This is a genomic window from Rhodococcus sp. 5G237 (genome assembly GCF_053764735.1).
Map to the genome: position 1 here is coordinate 184,937 of NZ_JBSNCD010000009.1, position 21,057 is coordinate 205,993.

Annotated in this window: 21 protein-coding genes and 3 tRNA genes; 14 read left to right on the forward strand and 10 right to left on the reverse strand. The window is 68.6% G+C overall.

The genetic code is table 11. The annotated features are described in order from the left end of the window. Nucleotides 1-1,044, reverse strand: coding sequence for a ferredoxin reductase (locus tag ACWPOC_RS21280; protein ID WP_455409283.1), 1,044 nt, complete (start codon nt 1,042-1,044; stop codon nt 1-3). A gap of 229 nt (nt 1,045-1,273) precedes the next feature. Between ACWPOC_RS21280 and ACWPOC_RS21285 the strand changes: the two genes are divergently transcribed. Next, nucleotides 1,274-1,927 (forward strand): TetR family transcriptional regulator, encoded by a 654-nt coding sequence (locus tag ACWPOC_RS21285; protein WP_455409284.1) that lies wholly within the window; start codon nt 1,274-1,276, stop codon nt 1,925-1,927. 78 nt (nt 1,928-2,005) lie between these two features. Further along, complete coding sequence (locus tag ACWPOC_RS21290) at nt 2,006-2,839, forward strand: alpha/beta fold hydrolase (protein ID WP_455409285.1); 834 nt, start codon at nt 2,006-2,008, stop codon at nt 2,837-2,839. A gap of 23 nt (nt 2,840-2,862) precedes the next feature. Here the strand turns inward: ACWPOC_RS21290 and ACWPOC_RS21295 are convergent, their stop codons facing one another. Next, on the reverse strand, nt 2,863-3,399 hold the full coding sequence (locus ACWPOC_RS21295) for a TetR/AcrR family transcriptional regulator (protein WP_120282155.1): 537 nt from the start codon (nt 3,397-3,399) through the stop codon (nt 2,863-2,865). Between the two features lie 134 nt (nt 3,400-3,533). On the opposite strand from ACWPOC_RS21295, the gene ACWPOC_RS21300 reads away from it, so the two are divergent. Further along, on the forward strand, nt 3,534-4,355 hold the full coding sequence (locus tag ACWPOC_RS21300; RefSeq protein ID WP_455409286.1) for an acyl-CoA thioesterase: 822 nt from the start codon (nt 3,534-3,536) through the stop codon (nt 4,353-4,355). Nucleotides 4,356-4,442: 87 nt separating this feature from the next. Beyond that, nucleotides 4,443-5,333, forward strand: coding sequence for an SGNH/GDSL hydrolase family protein (locus ACWPOC_RS21305; RefSeq protein WP_455409287.1), 891 nt, complete (start codon nt 4,443-4,445; stop codon nt 5,331-5,333). Nucleotides 5,334-5,339: 6 nt separating this feature from the next. Here ACWPOC_RS21305 and ACWPOC_RS21310 read toward each other — a convergent pair whose 3' ends face one another. Further along, nucleotides 5,340-6,671, reverse strand: coding sequence for an MFS transporter (locus ACWPOC_RS21310; protein ID WP_455409288.1), 1,332 nt, complete (start codon nt 6,669-6,671; stop codon nt 5,340-5,342). Nucleotides 6,672-6,803: 132 nt separating this feature from the next. Here ACWPOC_RS21310 and cmrA point away from each other — a divergent pair, with 132 nt between their 5' ends. Then, nucleotides 6,804-7,610, forward strand: a complete 807-nt coding sequence (gene cmrA, locus ACWPOC_RS21315; RefSeq protein ID WP_120282151.1) for a mycolate reductase — start codon at nt 6,804-6,806, stop codon at nt 7,608-7,610. Between the two features lie 27 nt (nt 7,611-7,637). Here the strand turns inward: cmrA and ACWPOC_RS21320 are convergent, their stop codons facing one another. Continuing rightward, nucleotides 7,638-9,179 (reverse strand): helicase HerA-like domain-containing protein, encoded by a 1,542-nt coding sequence (locus tag ACWPOC_RS21320; RefSeq protein WP_455409289.1) that lies wholly within the window; start codon nt 9,177-9,179, stop codon nt 7,638-7,640. 273 nt (nt 9,180-9,452) lie between these two features. On the opposite strand from ACWPOC_RS21320, the gene ACWPOC_RS21325 reads away from it, so the two are divergent. The 3 genes from ACWPOC_RS21325 to ACWPOC_RS21335 all read left to right on the forward strand — a co-directional run bounded on the left by ACWPOC_RS21325 (nt 9,453) and on the right by ACWPOC_RS21335 (nt 11,807). Then, the gene (locus ACWPOC_RS21325) at nt 9,453-10,976 is read left to right on the forward strand and encodes a flavin-containing monooxygenase (protein WP_455409290.1); all 1,524 of its coding nucleotides are present in this window, start codon (nt 9,453-9,455) and stop codon (nt 10,974-10,976) included. 72 nt (nt 10,977-11,048) lie between these two features. After that, nucleotides 11,049-11,648 carry an oligoribonuclease gene (gene orn / locus ACWPOC_RS21330; RefSeq protein ID WP_024100533.1) on the forward strand — a complete coding sequence of 200 codons (600 nt, stop codon included), beginning with the start codon at nt 11,049-11,051 and terminating at the stop codon, nt 11,646-11,648. Between the two features lie 86 nt (nt 11,649-11,734). Beyond that, a tRNA-His gene (locus tag ACWPOC_RS21335) sits at nt 11,735-11,807 on the forward strand. Nucleotides 11,808-11,968: 161 nt separating this feature from the next. On the opposite strand, the gene ACWPOC_RS21340 is transcribed toward ACWPOC_RS21335, so the two are convergent. After that, complete coding sequence (locus ACWPOC_RS21340) at nt 11,969-13,114, reverse strand: lipase family protein (RefSeq protein WP_120284146.1); 1,146 nt, start codon at nt 13,112-13,114, stop codon at nt 11,969-11,971. 17 nt (nt 13,115-13,131) lie between these two features. Next, nucleotides 13,132-14,352, reverse strand: coding sequence for a L,D-transpeptidase (locus ACWPOC_RS21345; RefSeq protein ID WP_192378747.1), 1,221 nt, complete (start codon nt 14,350-14,352; stop codon nt 13,132-13,134). Between the two features lie 258 nt (nt 14,353-14,610). Between ACWPOC_RS21345 and ACWPOC_RS21350 the strand changes: the two genes are divergently transcribed. Beyond that, nucleotides 14,611-14,683 (forward strand) — tRNA-Lys (locus ACWPOC_RS21350). 96 nt (nt 14,684-14,779) lie between these two features. Further along, a tRNA-Lys gene (locus tag ACWPOC_RS21355) sits at nt 14,780-14,852 on the forward strand. Between the two features lie 147 nt (nt 14,853-14,999). Here the strand turns inward: ACWPOC_RS21355 and ACWPOC_RS21360 are convergent. After that, a complete protein-coding gene (locus ACWPOC_RS21360; RefSeq protein ID WP_060651180.1) occupies nt 15,000-15,224 on the reverse strand; it encodes a DUF3618 domain-containing protein in 225 nt (74 codons plus the stop codon). Between the two features lie 89 nt (nt 15,225-15,313). Here ACWPOC_RS21360 and bcp point away from each other — a divergent pair, with 89 nt between their 5' ends. Beyond that, nucleotides 15,314-15,787, forward strand: a complete 474-nt coding sequence (gene bcp, locus ACWPOC_RS21365; protein WP_159418674.1) for a thioredoxin-dependent thiol peroxidase — start codon at nt 15,314-15,316, stop codon at nt 15,785-15,787. A gap of 24 nt (nt 15,788-15,811) precedes the next feature. Here bcp and ACWPOC_RS21370 read toward each other — a convergent pair whose 3' ends face one another. Beyond that, entirely contained in the window at nt 15,812-17,182 is a 1,371-nt protein-coding gene (locus tag ACWPOC_RS21370) for a M20/M25/M40 family metallo-hydrolase (protein WP_455409291.1), read from the reverse strand. Then, on the reverse strand, nt 17,179-17,940 hold the full coding sequence (locus ACWPOC_RS21375) for a TetR/AcrR family transcriptional regulator (protein WP_120282146.1): 762 nt from the start codon (nt 17,938-17,940) through the stop codon (nt 17,179-17,181). The genes ACWPOC_RS21370 and ACWPOC_RS21375 overlap by 4 nt, the downstream gene beginning before the upstream one ends. Before the next feature lie 88 nt (nt 17,941-18,028). Between ACWPOC_RS21375 and ACWPOC_RS21380 the strand changes: the two genes are divergently transcribed. The 3 genes from ACWPOC_RS21380 to ACWPOC_RS21390 all read left to right on the forward strand — a co-directional run bounded on the left by ACWPOC_RS21380 (nt 18,029) and on the right by ACWPOC_RS21390 (nt 20,638). Further along, on the forward strand, nt 18,029-18,976 hold the full coding sequence (locus ACWPOC_RS21380; RefSeq protein ID WP_455409292.1) for an ABC transporter ATP-binding protein: 948 nt from the start codon (nt 18,029-18,031) through the stop codon (nt 18,974-18,976). After that, nucleotides 18,973-19,758 carry an ABC transporter permease gene (locus tag ACWPOC_RS21385; RefSeq protein ID WP_120282145.1) on the forward strand — a complete coding sequence of 262 codons (786 nt, stop codon included), beginning with the start codon at nt 18,973-18,975 and terminating at the stop codon, nt 19,756-19,758. Before ACWPOC_RS21380 ends, ACWPOC_RS21385 begins: the two co-directional genes overlap by 4 nt. Before the next feature lie 79 nt (nt 19,759-19,837). Beyond that, nucleotides 19,838-20,638, forward strand: coding sequence for a TetR family transcriptional regulator (locus tag ACWPOC_RS21390; protein ID WP_120282144.1), 801 nt, complete (start codon nt 19,838-19,840; stop codon nt 20,636-20,638). Nucleotides 20,639-20,648: 10 nt separating this feature from the next. On the opposite strand, the gene acpS is transcribed toward ACWPOC_RS21390, so the two are convergent. Continuing rightward, complete coding sequence (acpS, locus tag ACWPOC_RS21395) at nt 20,649-21,056, reverse strand: holo-ACP synthase AcpS (protein ID WP_019288997.1); 408 nt, start codon at nt 21,054-21,056, stop codon at nt 20,649-20,651. Nucleotide 21,057: the final 1 nt, after the last annotated feature.

Consider the following 21,057-nt stretch of genomic DNA (forward strand, 5'->3'; position numbering starts at 1 on the left):
TCAGAGTTCGACGGCGACGTCGCCGACCGGGGCGTTGACACAGATCCGGATGCGGCGGCCGGGTTCCGAATCGACGTCGCCGGTACGCACGTCGCGCGTGCACCCCGACAGCCGGACGGCGGTGCAACTGTGGCAGATGCCCATGCGGCATCCGTGTTCGGGCGTGAGCCCGGCCGCTTCGGCCTGCTCGAGCAGCGTCGACCCGGTGTTCTCGGCAACGACTCCGGATTCGGAGAATGAGATCTCACCGCCGGCATCGTCCGTCGACACGACCGGAGGCGCGAGGACGAATTCCTCGGTGTTCACCATCGTCTCGGCGCCCCGCTCGGCGTAGGCCTCGCGAATGCTCGTGACCATCTCCGCCGGACCGCACACGAAGGCGGGTGTGTCGGCGTACCAGGGTGCGACGGCCGCGAGGTGGCTGCGGTCGAACCGCCCCTGCAGCATCCCGTCGTCGGAGCGGGTGTGGGCGTGGACGATCTCGATGTTGGGCCGGTCGGCGAGCGCCTCGAGTTCGGCGCGGCGCGGAACGTGTCCGGGGGTGCGGGTGTAGTAGAGCAGCACGGCGGACCCGTCGTACCCCTCGGCGACGAGACCGGACAGCATCGACAGCACCGGCGTCAGCCCGGAGCCCGCGGCGACGAACAGCAGGCGTCGGGGACGCGGACTCGGCAGCACGAACTCGCCTACGGGAGAACCGAGTTCGACGACGTCTCCGACCTGCGCACGGTCGTGGAGGTGGCGCGAGACGGTGCCCTCGGGATGCCTGCCGATGGTGAACCGCAGATCGGGCCGGCGCTTCGACCCCGCGTCGACGAGCGTCGGCGAGTAGCAGCGCGTGTGCCGCACGCCGTCGACGCGGACCGACACGGTCACGTACTGCCCGGGAAGGGGTCGGCACGGCTGCGCGGGGCGCACCGTGACCGTGAGCGAATCGGTGGCACTTCGGTCCACATCTGTAATCCGGGCATAATTCGCCGACGTGACGAGAAGCGGGTCGGCGAGTTCCAGGTAGCGGTCCGGGTGATGCGGATAGGACAGCATTCCAAGCGCCTCTACCAGCAGTTTTCGCAACGAACCTGGGCGCGGGACGGGTGTCGGACGGTCGCGCACGATCATGTCTGTCCGCCTTTCGGTAGACCTCTGCGTGCTCAGTGAACGAATGTGCACTGAAATCAGTGTGACAGCCGGACACACCTGCCTGTCAACCCCGATGTGACTGCCGACACAGATGTACGGACACCGCGCGGAACGTCGTGCCTAGACTCGGGGGGTGTCCACCGCTTCCGTACCTCCGCCGACCACACGCGCCGAACGCAAGGAACGCACACGTCAGGCGCTTCTCGACGCCGCCCTCGACCTGTCCGCCGACCGGGGACTCGGCGGGCTGAGCCTGAGGGAGGTGGCCCGTTACGCGGGCATCGTGCCCACGGCGTTCTACCGGCACTTCTCGTCCATGGACGAGCTCGGTGTCGCCCTTGCCGCGGACACGATGCGGGTGCTGCGGCGCCTGCTGCGCGACGCGCGTCGCACACCCGGCCCGGCAGGTGCGCGGCAATCCCTCGACGTGCTGGTCCAGCAGGTACGGGCACACAAAGCGGCCTTCCGGTTCCTGGCACGCGAACGCCACGGCGGCGTTCCCGAGGTCGCCGCCGCGATCTCCGTCGAAGTGCGCCTGCTGACCAGCGAGCTCGCCGCCGACCTGGGTCGCTCCCCGGGACTCGAAGACTGGGATTTCGACGATCTCGAGATGGCCGCCGACCTGCTGGTGACCGCGATGCTCGATTTCGTCCTCGACCTGCTCGCCGTCGAACGTCCCGGCAGCGCGCAGGAATCGGAGGTGGTCACGCGCGCGGAGAAACAGATGCGTCTGATCCTGCTGGGCGCGGCGGCGTGGCGGCCGCGACGGACGTCCGGCGACCGGTGACGGGTCGGGGTGACGCCGGTTCGTCGAGGTGGACAGGAAATCCTGTCGCAGACACTCCCCTTCCGTAACGTGGTTCCCATGGCATCGACCGGACCCGCCACCTACGACGACCTGACCTTCGACGTGCGTGTGGCGGGTCCGAGGGACGGCACACCCGTCGTGCTCCTGCACGGCTTCCCCGAGACGTCACGCAGCTGGACGCCGGTGGCGCGCCTGCTCGTCGAGCGCGGTTTCCGCGTGATCGCCCCCGACCAGCGCGGATACTCCCCCGGTGCCCGGCCGACCGGCGTCGAGCACTACGGGGTGCCGGCACTCGCCGGCGACGTCCTCGGCCTGCTCGACGAGTTCGAGCTCGATCGCGTCCACCTCGTCGGGCACGACTGGGGCGCCGCTGTGGCGTGGTACTTCGCCGCCCACAATCCCGACCGCGTCTCGGCGTTGACCGCGGTCTCGGTCCCCCACCTCGCTGCCTACGGCTGGGCGTTGCGGGAGGACGCCGACCAGCGCGAACGCTCCTCCTACATCGGGCTCTTCCGCGAGGAGGGCAAGGCGGAGGACCTCCTCCTCGCCGACGACGCGCGGCGCCTGCGGGCGATGTTCACCTCCGCCGTCGACCACGACTCGGTCGACCACTACGTCGCCGCCATGTCCGCGCCGGGCGCTCTCACCGCCGCCCTGAACTGGTATCGCGCCATGACGCGGGATCTCGATTCGACTCCCCCGGTCCGCGTCCCGACGACCTACATCTGGAGCACCGCCGACATCGCGATCGGCCGCGCCGGCGCCGAACGGTGCGGCGAGTTCGTAGACGCCGAGTACGACTTCGTGGTCCTGCCCGACGTCTCGCACTGGATTCCGGAGGAGGCCCCGGACGAGATCGCGAACGCGATCACGCGGCGGCGGAACGGCTGAGAGCCCGCCCACCGCGGCTTCCGTCAGCCCACGACCGGGGCGAGCAGCACCTCGAGTTCGGCGACGACCGCATCGAGCGGAGCCGGACTGCGCTGCGCCTGGGCCACCACCAGTGCGCCCTCCAGAGCTGCGATGACCAGGTTCGCCAACGACCGCGCACGCTCCGCGCCGACGCCGTCGGCCACCAGGGACCGCGCGACGACGTCGACGAAGGTGTCGAAGGCCTCCGCTGCTCGTGCGCGCGCCCGCGGTTCGGTCCCGAGACCTGCGGCCACCACCGGGCATCCCGCGACGTAGTCGGTGGCCACGAGACCCTCGCGCCACAGGTCGACGACGGCGCGCACCGTCTCCACCACGCCGAGACCGTCGACCTTCGCCGTCAGCGACCGCTCGATCCGGGTTGCGGCCTGGTCTGTGGCCTCTTCGACGAGTTGGGCCTTGCCGCCGGGAAAGTGGTGGTAGATGGAGCCGCGCGGCGCCCCGCTGTGCTCGAGCACGTCCCGGAACGATGTGGCCGCGACACCTCGTTCGCTCATCAGCGCGATCGCGCTGGCGATCATCGCAGCGCGCGGTCCGTCCCGCCGTTCTGCAGCGCTCACCCGTTCCTCCGGCAGTGGTGGTTGTCACCCATATTCTATGTATGTAGTCGTACAGATCCGACGCTGGGCGACACCATTTTCGAGGAGACCCTGCCATGACCGACGTCTCGGTGACCACTCATGTCTTCGACGCTGCCGTCGACCTGTTCGAGGTCCGGGACGATCGCACCGAAGGGCACACGCACCCCGCCTACGCGAACATGGTCGGTCCGTTCGGTGGCATCACCGCCGCGACTCTCCTCCGAGCGGTCGAACGACACCCGGACGTCCTCGGCATGCCGCTGTCCCTGACGATCAACTACGCCGGTCCCATCGCCGACGGACCGTTCGACATCGCGGTGCGACCGGTGCGCACGAACCGGACCACCCAGCACTGGTCGATCGAACTGTCGCAGGACGGCGAGGTCGCCACCACCGCGACGGCCGTCTTCGGTCTCCGTCGCCCCACCTGGTCGTCGACCGAACTGCAGGCGCCGGCCGCCCCTGCACCCGACTCGCTCGAGCCGACACCGCTGCCCGACTTCATCGCGTGGGCACGCAACTACGAGATGCGGTACACCGCGGGAGTCGTTCCCGAGGAGGGCAGCACGGAGGTCGCCGACTCCACGTCGACGCTGTGGGTCCGCGACGTCCCGCCGCGCCCTCTCGACTTCGCCTCGCTCACCGCGATGTGCGACATCTTCTACCCCCGCGCCTTCCTTCGTCTGGGTCGGGCGCTGCCGGCCGGCACGGTCTCGATGACCGTCTACTTCCACGCGGACCCGGAGACCGTTGCCGCGCAATCCGACAACCCCGTACTCGCGACCGCACGCGCGAATCGTTTCGAACAGGGCTTCTTCGACCAGAGCGCACAACTGTGGGGACGCGACGGCGTTCTCCTCGCGACCTCGCACCAGATCGTCTACTTCAAGGCCTGACCCGAGCGGCCGCGTTCGGCGCCCGTCCCGGTCACCGGCACACCTGTAGCCTCGAGAACATCTGCTCACCCGATTGCGAGGTCCACTGTGACGATGCCGAGACTCCTCCGACGGTCGGGTGTCATCGCCTGCGCCGCAATCGCGTTCACGACCGTGGGCACGGTCGCCTGCGCCGACACGCAGGACATACCCCCGGCTGCGGACTACGCGTCGTACGTCGCCCTGGGAGACTCGTTCACCTCCGGGCCCGGCATCCCGCCGCAGACCGAAGGTGATCCGTGCGGGCGGTCGGCGAGCAACTACCCCACCCTCGTCGCGACCGATCTCGGTATCGAGGACTTCGTCGACGCGTCGTGCGGTGCCGCCACCTCCCTCGACTTCGCGATGCCGCAGACCACCTTCCGTGGCGCGACGGTGCCACCGCAGTACGACGCGCTGCGCCCCGACACCGAACTCGTCACCGTCGGTATCGGCGGCAACGACATCGGTCTCGTCCAACTGGCGTTGGGGTGCGTCAATCTCTCGGCACCGCCCGACGGCACGTCGTGCGCGATCACGAACGCACCGGACGGCGCCGACCGTGTCGACGCCGCCATCGACGCCTTCGCGCCCGTCTACACCACGGTGATCGACGAGATCCGCCGGCGCTCCCCGGAGGCACGCATCGTGCTCGTCGGCTACCCCACCGGGATCCGCGACGGCGGATGCTTCCCCGAACAGCGGATGTGGCCCGAGGACGCGACCTATCTGCAGGCGAAGATCGACCGGTTGAACACCGTCATGCGTGAACAGGCCGAGGCCGCGGAGGCGGACTACGTCGACCTGCGTGAGTCGAGCCGCGACCACGACGCGTGCGCCGACCCGGAGACCCGGTGGATGGCCGGCCTGCAGCCGACCGCCGGATCGATCCCGCTGCATCCGAACGCGGCCGGGCACCGCAACGCCGCCGACCAGGTGCTGGCCACGATCACCGACTGAGCGGGTTCACACCGTCTCGGACGTCTCGGGAGCCCGCACGGCGAGCAACGCCACCAAGCCCGCGCCGAGCACGATCAGCAATCCCACGATGCCTGCCCGGTCGGTGCCGAACCACCACGCGAAGAACCCGAACAGCGTCGGTGCCAGGAACGACACCGCGCGACCCGTCGTCGCGTAGAGACCGAACATCTGCCCTTCCCGGCCCGGTGGAGTGAGTCGCGCCAGGAAGGTGCGCGCCGACGACTGGGCGGGACCGACGAACAGGCACAGCACCAGACCGAAGATCCAGAACATCGTCGGGCCCGAGACCACGAGCAGGACGATGCCCGTCGCGATCATGGCGACCAGCGAGCCCACGATCACCACCTTGGGTCCGACCCGGTCGTCGACGCGTCCGGCCACCAGTGCACCCACTGCGGATACGACGTTCGCGGCGACACCGAAAATGAGCACGTCGCCCGCTCCGATCCCGTAGACCGTGACGGCGAGGACCGCGCCGAAGGTGAAGACACCGGCGAGGCCGTCCCGGAACAACGCCGACGCCCCGAGGTACCAGATGGTGCGACGATCCGCCCGCCACAACTCCGTCAGGTCGCGCCACAGCACGCGATAGGACTCGACCAAACCGGCGCGGCGGGCGACGTCGCCACGCGCGACCGGTTTCTCCGGGACGGCGAGGAGCACGGGCACGGCGAACACCGCGAACCACACGGCCGCGAACAGCGCGACGAGCCGGATGTTGGTGCCGTCCTCGGTGGGCACCCCGAGGAAACCGCGGGTGTCGCCGTCGCCGGCGATGAACCCGGTGTAGCACAGCAGCAGGAGCACGATGCCACCGAAATAGCCCATCGCCCAACCGAAACCCGACACCCGTCCGATGTCGTCCGGCGTCGACACCTGACGCAACATCGAGTTGTAGGGCACCTGCGCGAGCTCGGCCATCACGGACGCCACACCGAGCAGGACCAGACCGAGCCACAGATAGTGGTAGTCGTCGCGCACGAAGTACATCGCCGCCATCGCCGCGACGGTGACCGCGGTGAGGATGCCCAGCGACCACTTCCGCCGCCCGGCGGCGTCGTACCGCTGACCCGACACCGGCGCGGTCACAGCGATGACGAACCCGGCGATACCGAGCGACCATCCGAGCCAGGTGCTCGCCGAGATCCCGCCCGGCAGGTCGTCGCCGACCGCGTCGGTGAGATAGACGGAGAACACGAACGTCAGGATCACGGCGTTGAACGCCGCGGAACCCCAGTCCCACAGACCCCACGAGACGACCTGACGACGTGTCGCGGCCTCCCCGGCCCCGCTCGCCGTGTCCGTGAACGCATTCATGCCCCGGAGCCTAGGCTTCCGGAGCTGCCGTGGCACCGAACGACTCCGTCGCGTGGCACCGAACGACTCGGCCGCACGACCGGAAGGCGGGCCCGGTCGCCGCTCCTGTGCCTGCCGCTACGCTGACCCACTGTGACTCTGCCGAATCCCCATCCCGATGCCCGTGCCGTCGTCACCGGAGCGTCCTCCGGCATCGGCGAGGCCCTCGCAACCGAACTCGCCGCCCGCGGCCACTCACTGATCCTGGTCGCCCGTCGCGGAGAGGTGATGGAGGCCCTCGCCGAGACCCTGCGCGCGAAGCACGGCGTGACCGTCGAGGTGCGCGCGTGCGATCTGTCCGACCGCGACGCACGGACACCGCTCGTCGACGAACTCGGACGTCGGCGCATCAGCATCCTGTGCAACAACGCCGGTATCGCCACCTTCGGTGCGGTCGCCGAACTCGACGCGGCCTACGAGCGGGCACAGGTCGAGCTCAACGCCGTCGCCGTGCACGACCTCACCCTCGCGGTGCTGCCGCAGATGGTCGAGCGGAACTCCGGCGCCATCCTCATGGTGGGTTCGGCCGCCGGCAACATGCCGATCCCGAACAACGCCACCTACGCCGCGACGAAGGCGTTCGTCAACACCTTCTCCGAGTCGCTGCGCGGCGAACTCAAGGGCACCGGCGTGCATGTCACGCTGCTCGCCCCCGGCCCGGTCCGCACCGAGGAACCCGACCCGGCCGAGGCGTCGATCGTCGACAAGCTGGTTCCGGACTTCCTGTGGATCTCGAGCGAGCACACCGCGAAGGTCTCGCTCGACGCGCTCGCCGCGAACCGGATGCGCATCGTGCCCGGCGTGATCAGCAAGGCCATGTCGGCCGCCGGTCAGTTCTCGCCGCGGTCGATCTCGGCCCCGATCGCCGGCGCCTTCTACAAGAAGCTCGGCGGCAACTGACGGGCCACCGCCTGCTGAAGCAGTCCTTCACCGCCGTCGGCGGCGTCCCGTGCCGAAGAGGCTCCGGCCGATCTCCCGACCGGCCGCGGACGCCGCCGACCGGATGAAACTGCGCACCGCCGCACTGCCGAGCACCTGCTCCACGACCGACACCCCGGCATCGTCCGACGCCTGCAGCGGCACGTCCGGGACGGGTTCGACGTCGGTCGCCCCGACCACCGACGCGGTGAGCTTCTCGTAGGCCGATTCACGATCGATGGTGCGGCCGTACTTCCCGTAGAGGGGGTTCGCCTGCGCCGACGCACGCATCGCGCTCTCCCCCACCGTGCCCATCAGCGAATGCGGCGGTCGCAGGCGCGTCCAGGCGACGGGCGTGGGCGCGCCCAGCTCGGACAGGACCGTCACGATCGCCTCACCGGTCCCCAGGCCGGTCAGAGCGTCGGCGAGGTCGTAGGCGTCGGTCTTCGGGAAGGTGCGCACGACCTCCGCGAGCGCGGCCTCGTCCTCGGGCGTGAAGGCGCGCAGCGCGTGCTGGATCCGCGCTCCGACCTGCGACAGCACACTCCGGGGGATATCGGTGGGCGACCGCGTGCAGAAGACCACGCCGACGCCCTTGGACCGGATGAGTTTCACGGTCTGTTCGATCTGCTGCAGGAACGCCTTCGACGCATCGGTGAAGAGCAGATGCGCCTCGTCGAAGAAGAACACGAGCCGCGGCGTGTCGACGTCGCCGACCTCCGGAAGCGACTGGAACAGGTCGGCGAGCAACCACATCAGGAACGTCGAGAACAGGGCGGGGCGGGTGGCCTCGTCGCCGAACTCGAACAGGTTGATCGTGCCCTGACCGTCGATCACCCGCAGCAGGTCCTCGACCTCCAGTTCGGGTTCGCCGAAGAATCCGTCTCCGCCCGCGTTCTCGAGGTCGACGACCGCACGGAGGATGACCCCCGCGGTCGCCGGCGGCACGGCGCCGAGGTCGTCGAGTGCGCCGCGCCCTTCGTCGCTCGCCAGGTGCCGGATCACCTGCCGCAGGTCGGCGAGATCGAGCAGCGGCAGGCCGTTGCGGTCGGCCCAGTGGAAGATCAGCCCGAGAGTGGATTCCTGAGTAGCGTTGAGCCCCAGGACCTTCGAGAGCAGGAGCGGCCCGAACGAGGTGACGGTGACGCGGACGGGGATACCGACCCCGTCGGTGCCGAGCGAGTAGAAGGCCACGGGATGTCCTGTGGGCGTCCAGTCCTCGTCGCCGGTGTCGGCCGCACGGGTGATCACCGCATCGTCCGGCTCACCGGCGGCCGACAGACCCGACAGGTCGGACTTCATGTCGGCCATCACCACCGGAACCCCCGCCGCCGACAGCTGTTCCGCCATGACCTGCAGCGTCTTGGTCTTGCCCGTGCCGGTCGCACCGGCGACCAGCACGTGACGATCGAGTGTGGCGAGCGGGATACGCACCGGCGCCTCGGGATCGGCGACGCCGTCGAGCACGACGGCGCCCAGTTCCAGCGCCTCGCCGATCACCTCGTACCCGGCCGCGATGGTCGCGGCAGTGTTCTCCGGCTTGTCGGTCATGCTCGCCCCCTCCGGCCTCGACCTCGCCCACCGCGACGGTACCGGGCCGTCGAACCCACGGAAGGACCATTTCTATCGGGCGCCAGAATTGTCGCATTACAGTGATTCCGATCACAACAGCGGCGACGAGGTTTGCCGCTTCGCGAACCGTGCTGACCTGCGATTTCTCCGAGAGAATCCTCGTCGTCGACGACGCGAGGATCGTTCGCAAAAACAACGACGTGTGCTAGCAACGAACTACGCGACATATTCGACGAACACAGGAGAAACACATTGACGCCCAAGATCGCCATTCTCGGAGCAGGTCCCAGTGGACTCGCGCAGCTGCGCGCTTTCGAAGCAGCCCGAAAGGCCGGTCTGGAGCAGATCCCCGACATCGTCTGTTACGAGAAGCAGTCCGACTGGGGAGGAATGTGGAACTACACCTGGCGTACGGGACTCGACGAGAACGGTGAGCCCGTCCACGGGAGCATGTACCGCTACCTGTGGTCCAACGGCCCGAAGGAATGCCTCGAGTTCGCCGACTACTCCTTCGAGGAGCATTTCGGACGTCCCATCCCGTCGTACCCGCCGCGGGCCGTCCTGCTCGACTACATCATGGGTCGCGTCGAGAAGAGCGACGTGCGCAAGTACATCCGGTTCAACACCGCTGTGCGGTGGGTCGAGTGGTCCGACGAGACACAGAAGTTCACCGTGACGGTGATGAACCACGACCGGGGCGCGCTGGAATCCGACGAGTTCGACTACGTCGTCGTCGCCACCGGACACTTCTCCACCCCGCACGTTCCCCACTTCGACGGCCTCGACCGGTTCCCGGGACGCGTGCTGCACGCCCACGACTTCCGCGACGCCCGCGAGTTCGCCGGCAAGCGACTGCTGCTCGTCGGCAGCAGCTACTCGGCCGAGGACATCGGAACGCAGTGCATCAAGTACGGCGCCGAACAGGTCACCTTCAGCTACCGCAGCGCACCGATGGGTCACGACTGGCCCGAGCAGTTCTCCGAGGTGCCGTTGCTCACCCACGTCGACGGCAAGGTCGCCCACTTCCGTGACGGCAGCACCCGCGAGGTCGACGCCATCGTGCTGTGCACGGGGTACAAGCACCACTACCCGTTCCTGCCCGACGAACTCGCACTGCGCACCGGCAACCGGCTCTACCCGCGCGACATCTACAAGGGCATCTTCTTCCAGCGCAACCCGAAGCTGATGTACCTCGGCGCGCAGGACCAGTACTTCACGTTCAACATGTTCGACGCGCAGGCCTGGTACGCACGCGACTTCATGCTCGGCCGCGTCGCCCTGCCCGACTTCGACGCCCGCGAGCAGGACATCGATCATTGGCGGGCTCGCGAGGAGAAGCTGTCGTCGCCGGTGGAGGACATCGACTTCCAGGCCGCCTACATTCGCGATCTCGTCGACCGCACCGACTACCCCGAGTTCCACGTCGAACGCCAGGGCGAGGTGTTCAAGCAGTGGAAGCAGGACAAGAAGCGCGACATCATGGGCTACCGCAACAACAGCTATGCCTCGACGCTGACCGGCACCGTCGCTCCGCCGTTGCCGGCACCGTGGATGGAGATCGTCGACGACTCCCCCGAGTCCTTCCTGAGCCACGACTTCACCGCCCCGGAAGTGACCGCCGAGGGGCGGTTCACCGTCCCGGAAGTGACCCCGGAGGGGCGGTTCACCGCCCCGGACGTGACCTCGGAGGGCCGAACCCTCGAGCGGCAGCACACTCCGGCGGCACGTCGTCCCGCCCGCCCGGCCGCGCCGCGCACCGTCGCCGTGAAGGCGTGACGGTGCACATTTCGTCCCGGACCGTCGACGCCGCGCCTCGTGGGTGCGGCGTCGGTGGATAGTCTGTCTGTCGTGCAGGACAAACTCGTATGGATCGACTGTGAGATGACAGGGCTGCGTCTCGGCAGCGACAAACTGATCGAGATCGCGGCTCTGGTCACCGACAGTGATCTCAACGTGCTCGGCGAGGGCGTGGACATCGTGATCCACGCCGATGACGACGCCCTCGCCGACATGCCGGAGGTCGTGCAGCAGATGCACGAGCGGTCCGGCCTCACCGAAGAGGTGCGCCGCTCGACGGTGAGCCTCGCCGAAGCAGAGAAACAGGTCCTCGCGTACATCCGCGAGCACGTCACCGAGGCGGGCACGGCGCCGCTGGCCGGCAACTCCATCGCGACCGACCGCGCGTTCATCACCCGCGACATGCCCGAGCTCGACAACTACCTGCACTACCGCATGGTGGACGTCAGCTCGATCAAGGAGCTGTGCCGGCGCTGGTATCCGCGCATCTACTTCGGTCAGCCGGAGAAGGGGCTGTCGCACCGGGCGCTCGCGGACATCAAGGAGTCGATCCGCGAACTGCGCTACTACCGGCGCACGGCCTTCGTGGCGCCTCCCGGCCCCACTCCCGCCGACCTCGCGGCCGTCGTGAAGGACCTGGGACCGGCCTGACCAGCCGATTCGTCTTTTTCGTCTTCGTCAGGCTAGTATCTGTACCGCAGGCGCAAGCGACCGAGAGGTTGCCGGCGAATGCGATGGTGAGTGTAGTTCAGTTGGTAGAGCACCAGGTTGTGATCCTGGCTGTCGCGGGTTCGAGTCCCGTCACTCACCCCGAAGAGAACCCCCGATCGGATTTCCGATCGGGGGTTTTCTCGTTCCCGGAGAATCCTCACGCACGGCGGTTCCTCACGCACAGCGGCTCCTCGCGCGCCGAACCGGGGTTCGCCGCCGATGCAGCGCGCGCAAGGCCCGGTTCGGGGCGCGAGGCCGGCCTATTCGAACGAGCGCGTCACGAAGGCGTCGACGTCGACCCGGGAGCGCTCCACCGTCGTGTAGTGCCCGGCCATGTAGACGCGGTAGTCGACGTCCGCCCCTGCGGCCTTCATCTCGGCGGCGAGCGCCGCGGACAGCGGCAACGGGACCATCACGTCGTGGATGCCGTGCGCGAGGAAGACCGGCCGGTCGTAGCCGTCCGTCGGCGCGGCGAGATAGTCGGCCAGCAGCGCCGGCATCGGGCCCTCGGCCAGCGGGCGCGCGAGCAGCTCCCCGACCGGGATGTCGCGCACCGATTCCTCGAGATCGTCGTAGCAGAGCTCTTCGGCCCGATCGACGACCTCACGGCCGATCGGGGTCAGGTAGCCCTCGACGTCGGCCTCGGGGTAGGCGTCGCGCAGCCCGGCGAAGATATACCCGCTGAAGCTGACCAGGCCCCACAGGCCCGGATCGGGGAAGCCCGGGACACCGATCGTGAAGGCCCGCTCGAGGTTCGCCGGGGCGCCTGTGGCGACCGTTCCGCGGAAGTCGAGTTCGGGAGCGCGGGAGGTCGCGATCGCGGCGGTGTGCAGCGCCGCGTGCCCTCCCTGCGACTGCCCCATCACGATCCAGCGCTCCGACAGCGGCGCCCCGCTGTCGCGGGCGGCCCGGACGATGTCGACGATGCTGTTCGCAGCGCTGGGGCCGTCGAGATAGCGGTGGAGCCCCTCGGAGCCCAGACCCGGGAAGTCGGCGGAGACCACCGCGTACCCGGAATCGAGCCAGTGCTGCAGATAGGTCCGCTCGAGATCGGAACGCGGCGTGCGGGTCGTGAGTGCGCAGTCGTCGCCCACGCCGGTCGTGCCGTGTGCCCATGCGATGACGGGCCAGCCACCCTCGGGGGCGTCGCCCTCGGGCAGGAACAACGCGCCCGTGGCGACGGTCGGCTCACCCGACCGCCACTCGGTGGAGTATTCGAGCTTGGTGGCCGTCGCGGCACCGGGCACCGACAGTTCGTCGGGCAGCGGCTGTTGCGAGACCACCGAACCCGGTGCGGGTGCGGTCGACGACGCGACCGGCGAGGCCGCGGCCCCCGTCGGTGTCAGGGCTGCGAGCAGTACGGCACCGCAGCAGGCAGCGCGCAACCATCTCCCCCGAACGGTCATCGATCCCCCTTCACCCGTCACGCCGCAGCGTTGCCGGCCTTCCACGTCGACCACGGGATGTTCCAGTCACCGAGTCCGTCCGTTCCGGGGAGAGTACCGCCCACGGTGTTGCGGACCACGACGATGTCGCCGCGCTTGGTGTTGTCGAAGATCCACTTGGCGTTGGCGGGGCTGAGGTTCAGGCAGCCGTGGCTGACGTTGCGCACACCCTGGTCGCCGAGCGACCACGGCGCGGAGTGGAAGAAGATGCCGCTGTAGGACATCCGCGTCGCCCACTCGACCGGCGTGCGGTAACCCTGCGCCGAGTCGGAAGGCACACCGTAGGTGGACGAATCCATGATCATGGACTCGAACCGGTCGCCGATGATGTAGACGCCGTTGGGCGTGGGCGTGGAGTCCTTGCCGAAGGAGGTCGGCATCGTGATGACGTCGACGCCGTTGCGGGTGACGGTGACCTGCTTGGTCGCGTCGTCCGCTGTGATGACCACCGCGTCGCCGATGGTGAAGGACGAGTGGACGTCGGACTGACCGAAGAGGCCGTCGCCGAGATCCTTGCCGTAGACGTTCACGTCGACGGTGATGGCGGTGCCGGGCACCCAGTAGTTCTCCGGGCGCCACCGCACCTCGCGGTTGTTGACCCAGTAGAAGGCGCCCTCGACGGGCGGGTTCGTGGTGACGGTGATGGCCGCCTCGGCCGCGAGCCGATCCGGGATGTTCTCGTCGAACTGCACGGCGATCGGCTGACCGATGCCCACGATCGAACCCTCACCGGGCAGCACGTAGGGCTGGGTGAGGTTGGCCGGGGACGACGTGGTGAACGACGCCGTCGAGGTGGTCGCGCCACCGAGCCCGTACGCGACGGTCTCGAGCGTGTAGGAGCGGTTGTAGCCGAGCGGTTCGGTGTTCACCCAGGTGAGTCCGTCCGCGGCGAGTTCGCCCTGCACCGGCTCGCCTGCGGGATTGAGCAGGGTCACCGAGTCGAGCTTGCCATTGACCACCGAGACCGTCACCGGATCAATCGGTGAGAAGCCGACCGAGCCGTCGGCGACACTCGACGACACCGTCGGCTTGATCAGCGCGGCCACGGGATTGGAATCGATGGGCACCTCCTCGGCGCCCGTTCCCGAACCGCCGGCGCATCCCGTGACGAACGCAACAACGCCGACGACGACCACTCCGAGGATTCCCCGTACTCGACGACCCCGGGGGTTCCCCGCACTCGATTCCGCCACTTCCATACTCCGATCCCGCCTCCCCCAAGGCACCGAAAACGCATGTCACAACACCGGACACGATGATGCCAGCCCCTCCTGCGGCCGACCCGACGCGACTCCCCCGTACGTCGGTAACGTTCGAATGACAATCGCTCCGACCGTCCGATCCGTTACATCGACGACCTTACAGAAAACATCCTGACCAGGCGATTTGGCGCGTCGCGCGACGGTGTGTAATGTTCTCTTCGTTGCTGGGACGGCATCCCGGGAACAGATCGTCAAGCGCCATTAGCTCAATTGGCAGAGCAGCTGACTCTTAATCAGCGGGTTCGGGGTTCGAGTCCCTGATGGCGCACAACACGAAGGCCGGACACCCAGTGTCCGGCCTTCGTTCTGGCGGTGACACCGTCCTCCACGTCGCCCGGACGGCGACCGGGAGACACATCGCCACGCGCCATTAGCTCAATTGGCAGAGCAGCTGACTCTTAATCAGCGGGTTCGGGGTTCGAGTCCCTGATGGCGCACAACACGAAGGCCGGACACCGGAAACGGTGTCCGGCCTTCGTCGTTCACGGCCGACGACGCTCTCGCGGCGGCTCCGTCCCCGGAACGAGGAACACCCACGCCGAGTCGACGTGGGTGCCCTCCTGTCACGCGGTGGAGCGGATGGGTCAGCGCAGGATCCTGCGCAGCACCAGCAATCCGACCACCGTGCCGGCCGCGATCGCTGCGTACTTCTTCACCTGCGGCTGGTTCACCTTCGCGATGAGGGTCTGCTTCGTGCTCGCCACCAGATTCTTCGGGTTGGCGCGGACGCTCAGTTCGTCGAGTGTGCTCGCGAGCTGATTGCGGGCTTTCTCGATCTCCCGCTCGATGTCCTCGGTGTCCCTAGCCACGTGTCCTCCAGAAGGTCGCTGCAGTGTGCTGCGACCACGGTAATGGACGCGCACCGGGAATGGCTGCACGGTCCACTACTGTCGCCTTCATGACCGAGAACAGCAGACTCGCCCCCGGTGATCCCGCACCCGATTTCACCCTTCCCGATGCCGACGGCAACGAGGTGTCACTGTCGGACTATCGCGGACGCAAGGTCATCGTGTACTTCTACCCCGCCGCGAGCACCCCGGGATGCACGAAGCAGGCGTGCGACTTCCGCGACAGTCTCGCCGAACTGAACGAAGCGGGCCTCGAGGTGATCGGCGTCTCGCCCGACAAGCCGGCCAAGCTCGCGAAGTTCCGCGACGCCGAAGAGCTGACGTTCCCGCTGCTGTCGGATCCCGAGAAGACCACCCTCCAGGCGTGGGGCGCCTTCGGCGAGAAGAAGATGTACGGCAAGACCGTCACCGGCGTCATCCGCTCGACCTTCCTCGTCGACGAGGACGGGAAGATCGAGGTCGCGCAGTACAACGTCCGCGCGACCGGGCACGTGGCGAAGCTGCGCCGCGACCTGTCCGTCTGACGCCCGGCAGCCCGGCCGGCGGCGTTACCGCGGCGCCAGCGAGGTCAGCAGCAACGCCTCGGCCACGGCGAGATTCTCGATCTCGGAGGGATCGACGCTCTCGTTCGGCGCGTGGATGACGCAGCGCGGTTCCTCGACGCCGATCAGGGCGATCTCGGCCCGCGGCACGGCGCGTTGCAGCGCGGTGCACAGCGGGATCGAGCCGCCCTGCCCGGCGGTCCCGACCTCCCGGCCGTAGGCGGTCTCGAGCGCGGTGCGCAGCGCGGCGTAACCGGGACCGTCCGTGGCCGCCCGGAAGGGTTCGCCGAGGACGTCGCGGTCGATGCGCAGATGCGCTCCCCACGGCACGTGGGCCTCGAGATGGGCGACGAGCGCGTCCTGGGCGGTGCGGGCGTCGATGCCGGGCGGCACGCGCAGGTTCAGGCGCGCGGACGCACGCGGCACGACCGCCGCGGCCGATCCGACCACGGGCGGGGCGTCGATCCCGAGGACGGTCAGTGCCGGTCGCGCCCACACCGCGTCGGCGACGGTGCCGGAGGTGGGCAGCGAGACACCGTCGAGCACGCCCGCGTCGGTGCGGAAACGGTCTTCGGGATAGGGCACGCCGTCCCAGGTCGCGGTGCAGTCCAGTCCGTCGACGACGGTGTTGCCGTGCTCGTCGCGCAAGGTGCCGAGCAGATGGATCAGCGCGGCCAGCGCGTCGGGTGCCGCTCCCCCGTACATCCCGGAGTGGATTTCGCCCCTCAGCGTCTCGATGTGGACGTCGACGTTCGCGATGCCGCGCAGCGTCGTGGTGAGGGTGGGACGGCCGACCTCGGCGTTGCCGCTGTCGCCGATGACGATGAGATCGGCGTCGAACAGTTCAGGTCGTTCGGCGACGAGGTGGTCGAGGCCGGCGCCGCCCATCTCCTCCGAGCCCTCGATGACGATGCGGACACCGACGGGCAGCGGGCCGTCCGCGCGCAGGGCCCGCAGCGCGAGCAGGTGCATGACGACGTTGCCCTTGCAATCCGCGGCGCCGCGGCCGTACCAGCGGCCGTCCCGCTCGGTGAGCGTGAACGGTTCGCTGTGCCAGAGCGATTCGTCGCCGGGCGGCTGAACGTCGTAGTGGCTGTAGAGCAGAACCGTCGGGGCGCCCTCGGGTGCGGGTGCGTGGCCCAGCACCGCGAGCGAGCCGTCGGCGGTCTCGACCGTCTCGACGTTCTCGATCCCCGCCTCGGCGAAGGCATCCCGCACCCAGTTCGCCGCACCGACGCATTCCTCCACCGGGAACTGGCGCGGATCCGCGACGGAGCGGATCGCGACGAGCTGCGCGAGGTCGTCGCGCGCGGCGGGCATCGCCTCCCGGATCCGTTCCCGGATGCGCTGTGTCGCGTCGGTGTCTGTCGCTGTCATGATCCGTCCTCCGCACGTCGGATGAGTACGTCGATTCCGTCCAGCAGTCGTTCGAGACCGAAACGGAAGTCCTGTTCGTGCCATACTGCCTCGTCGTCGGCGTCACTCTCGTCGGGGTCGAACGCGCCGCCCTCGACCGCCGCCAGCACCGAGGGGTACTTCCCCGGGTCGAGGATGCGCCGCAGCATCGCCGGGGCGTCGGTCGGGTCGTCCGCAGCATCGCTTCCGAGCTCCCACGAGAAGCGTGCGCGACCGATGGCGTAGAGCGAGATCATGGTCACCACTTGCACTTTCGCAGGTTCGTCGAGCGGCGTGGCGGACAGCGCGTCGAGTCCGGCGTCGAGCCAGAGCAGGTTGTTGGGATAGTACGGCGCCGTGCGGATCGGGTACTGCGTCAACCACTTGTGCGCGCGCAGACTCCGGTACTCGGCCATCGCCCACGCGTCGAGCCGTTCCCGCCACTCGCCTACGGCCGGTAGTTCGGGAGGCGGTCCGATCGCGCGGTCCCACGCGAGTTCGACGAGCTGGTCCTTGTTGCTCACGTAGCGGTACAGCGACATGGTGGTGAAACCCAGATGCTTGGCGACCCGGCTCATCGAGAGCGCGTCGAGCCCTTCGGCGCCCGCCACCTCGATCGCCGCGTCGAGGACCTGCTCGAGGGTGAGCCCCCGTCGCGGACCGCGGGTGCCACTGTCGCTCAAACCCCATGCCAGCTGCACACTCTGCGGCAGCGGATCGCCGGGCTCGGGACTGCTCATGCTCCTCCAGAATTCGGGTCTTGCCGCCATCCTAAAACTGTGTACGCTATACACATTGGTATATGTCATACACAGTTAGGGAGATGTCATGTCTCGTCCCGTTCCTGCCATCGACGTCCGGGGTCTACGCAAGTCGTTCGGCCCGACCACCGTTCTCGACGGTGTCGACCTCCGGGTCGAGCCCGGATCCGTCTTCGCACTACTCGGCGCGAACGGCGCCGGCAAGTCCACCACCGTCCGCGTCCTGACCACCCTGCTGCGCCCCGACGCAGGCACCGTCACGGTGGTCGGCCTGCCCCTGCCTGCCCGCGCCCACGCCGCGCGCGAGAACATCGCGCTCACCGGCCAGTACGCCGCGATCGACGACGTCCTCACCGGCACGGAGAACCTCCGTCTCGCTGCGCGCCTCGCGCACCTGCCGTCGGCCGCGATTCCCGGCCGCGTCCGCGACCTGATCGAACGCTTCGATCTCGGGCACGTCGCCGACCGTCGCGCCGGCACGTACTCGGGTGGCACGATGCGACGCCTCGACATCGCCATGAGCCTCGTCGCATCCCCGCAGGTACTGTTCCTCGACGAACCCACGACCGGCCTCGACCCGCGCAGCCGCCTGGTGATGTGGGAGGCGATCCGCGAACTCGCCGACGACGGCGTCACGATCTTCCTGACCACCCAGTACCTCGAGGAGGCCGACCGGCTCGCCGACCGCATCGCCGTCCTCGACGGCGGCCGGATCGTCGCCGAGGGCACACCCGACGAACTCAAGTCGCTCGTGCGCGGCGGCTACCTCGAACTGCGCTTCGCCACCGGCGCCGACCTCGCCCACGCCGCGTCGGTCCTCGACGGCGAGATCGACCGGGCCGCACTGACACTGCAGGTCCATACCGACGGCGACCTACCCCACGTCGCCGCCCTGCTCGAGCGCCTCGCCGCCGAAGCGGTGCCCGTCGAGAAGCTCGGGCTGCACTCCCCCACCCTCGACGACGTCTTCCTCACCCTCACCGGCTCCACCGACGAAACGAAGGTCGTCCGATGACACTCCTCGCGCACCCCACCCCGCTCCGCTTCGCCGCGCGCGACCACGCCGTCGTGACCGGCAGGAACCTGCGACGGATGCTCCGCAGCCCCGACGCGCTGCTCATGGGACTCGCGTTGCCGGTCCTGCTGCTCGTGCTGTTCGTCTACGTCTTCGGCGGCGCGATCGACACCGGCACCGACTATCCGAACTACGTCGTGCCCGGCATCGTGCTGCTGTCGGCGTCCTTCGGGGCGGCGCAGACGGCCGTCGCGGTCGCCTCCGACATGCACCGCGGCATCGTCGACCGGTTCAGGTCCATGCCCATCGCCCGTTCGGCCGTGCTCACCGGGCACGTCGTCGCGAGCCTGGTCCGCAATCTCGCCAGTACCGTCGTGGTGTTCGTGGTGGCCGCGCTCATGGGATTCCGGCCCGACGCCGGTCTCGTCGAATGGGTGGCCGCCGTGGGCGTCATCGCGTTGTTCGTCCTCGCGATCTCCGCCGTCTCGGCCGCACTGGGGATGCTCGCAGGCAACGAGGAGGCCGCGAGCGGGTTCACCTTCTTCCTGCTCTTCCTCCCCTACGTGAGCAGCGCGTTCGTCCCGCCCGAGACGATGCCCGGATGGCTGCGCGGTTTCGCCGAGCATCAGCCGGTCACCCCGGTGATCGAGACCGTCCGGGGGCTGCTCACCGGCACCGGGATCGGGTCGTCCGCGATCGTCGCGGTCGGGTGGTGCGCGGCGTTCACCGCGATCGGCCTGGTCGCCGCCACCGCACTGTTCCGGCATCGAACCGCGCGGTGACCTGTGGCTGCCCGGTTTGTGACACTCTGACTCACATCAAGTATTCGGGAAAGCACGGACGTCCGGCTAGCCTGGGCGCGTGGAGTCAGCAACGAACGGCCGCCGCGCCCCGCGCCGGATCGATCCGGCGCTCGAGGTTCAGGCCGAGCCCCAGGAGCTCGTGCCGCGTCGGCGGCCCACCCAGGAGCGGAGCCGCCGCAAGTTCGACGCCCTGTTGGCCGCCTCGCGTGAACTGCTCACCGAAGTCGGCTTCGAGTCGTTCACCTGTGAGGAGGTCGCATCCCGCGCAGACGTCCCCATCGGCACCCTCTACCAGTTCTTTGCCAACAAGTACGTGATCGTGTGCGAGCTCAACCGGCAGGACCTCGTCGGCGTCCAGAGCGAGCTCGCCCAGTTCAACGGCAAGATCCCGTCCGTCGACTGGTTGCGCTTCCTCAACAGCTTCGTCGACCACCTCGCCGGACTGTGGACCACCGATCCGTCCCGCCGCGAGGTGTGGCTCGCGATGCAGTCCACCCCGTCCACCCGGGCCACCGGCGCCATCCACGAACGCGAGTTCGCCGAGCAGGTCGCGCGGATGCTGGCACCGCTCACCCCGGACACCCCGCGACCGCGCCGCAAGCTCATGGCCGAGGTGCTCGTCCACATCGTGTACTCGATGCTCAACTTCTCGGTGCAGGACGACCAGACCCATGCCGACGCCGTCGTCGAACTCAAGCGCATCATGGTCGCCTATCTGCAGATCGCCGAACAGGACTCACGCGCTCAGGCCAAGCGACGCCAACGCCGTGAGGAACGCGAGGGATCCGTACGCGAACAGGCCGACCGGCGGGACACCGAAACGGATCAGGCCGAGGAAGCTCGCGCTCCCTCGGCCTGATTCCCCACATCTACGTACGTCGGCCGTCGACCTCGTCGAGGACGACGAACGCGCCGGCCATGTCACCGTCGTGGGTCAACGACACATGGATCCGGACGCCGGTCAGCTTCTCGGCGACCTGCCGGTGCAGCCGGATGCTCGGGCGACCCCACGCGTCCGAGACCACTTCGATCTGCTGATGGATCGTCTCCGGTAGCACCGGTGGGCTGCCGAACAGCGACGCCGACCACGCCTTGATCACCGCCTCCTTCGCCGCCCACCGGGCGGCGAAGTGACGGGCGGGATCGGAGCTGCGGGTGTTCGCGTCGCGACGCTCACCCGGTGTGAAGTTCGCCAGCATCGTCGTTCCCGTCCGACTCAGCTGTTCCGCGAACTCCGGCACCGACACGAGGTCGAACCCGACACCCGCAACTCCCATC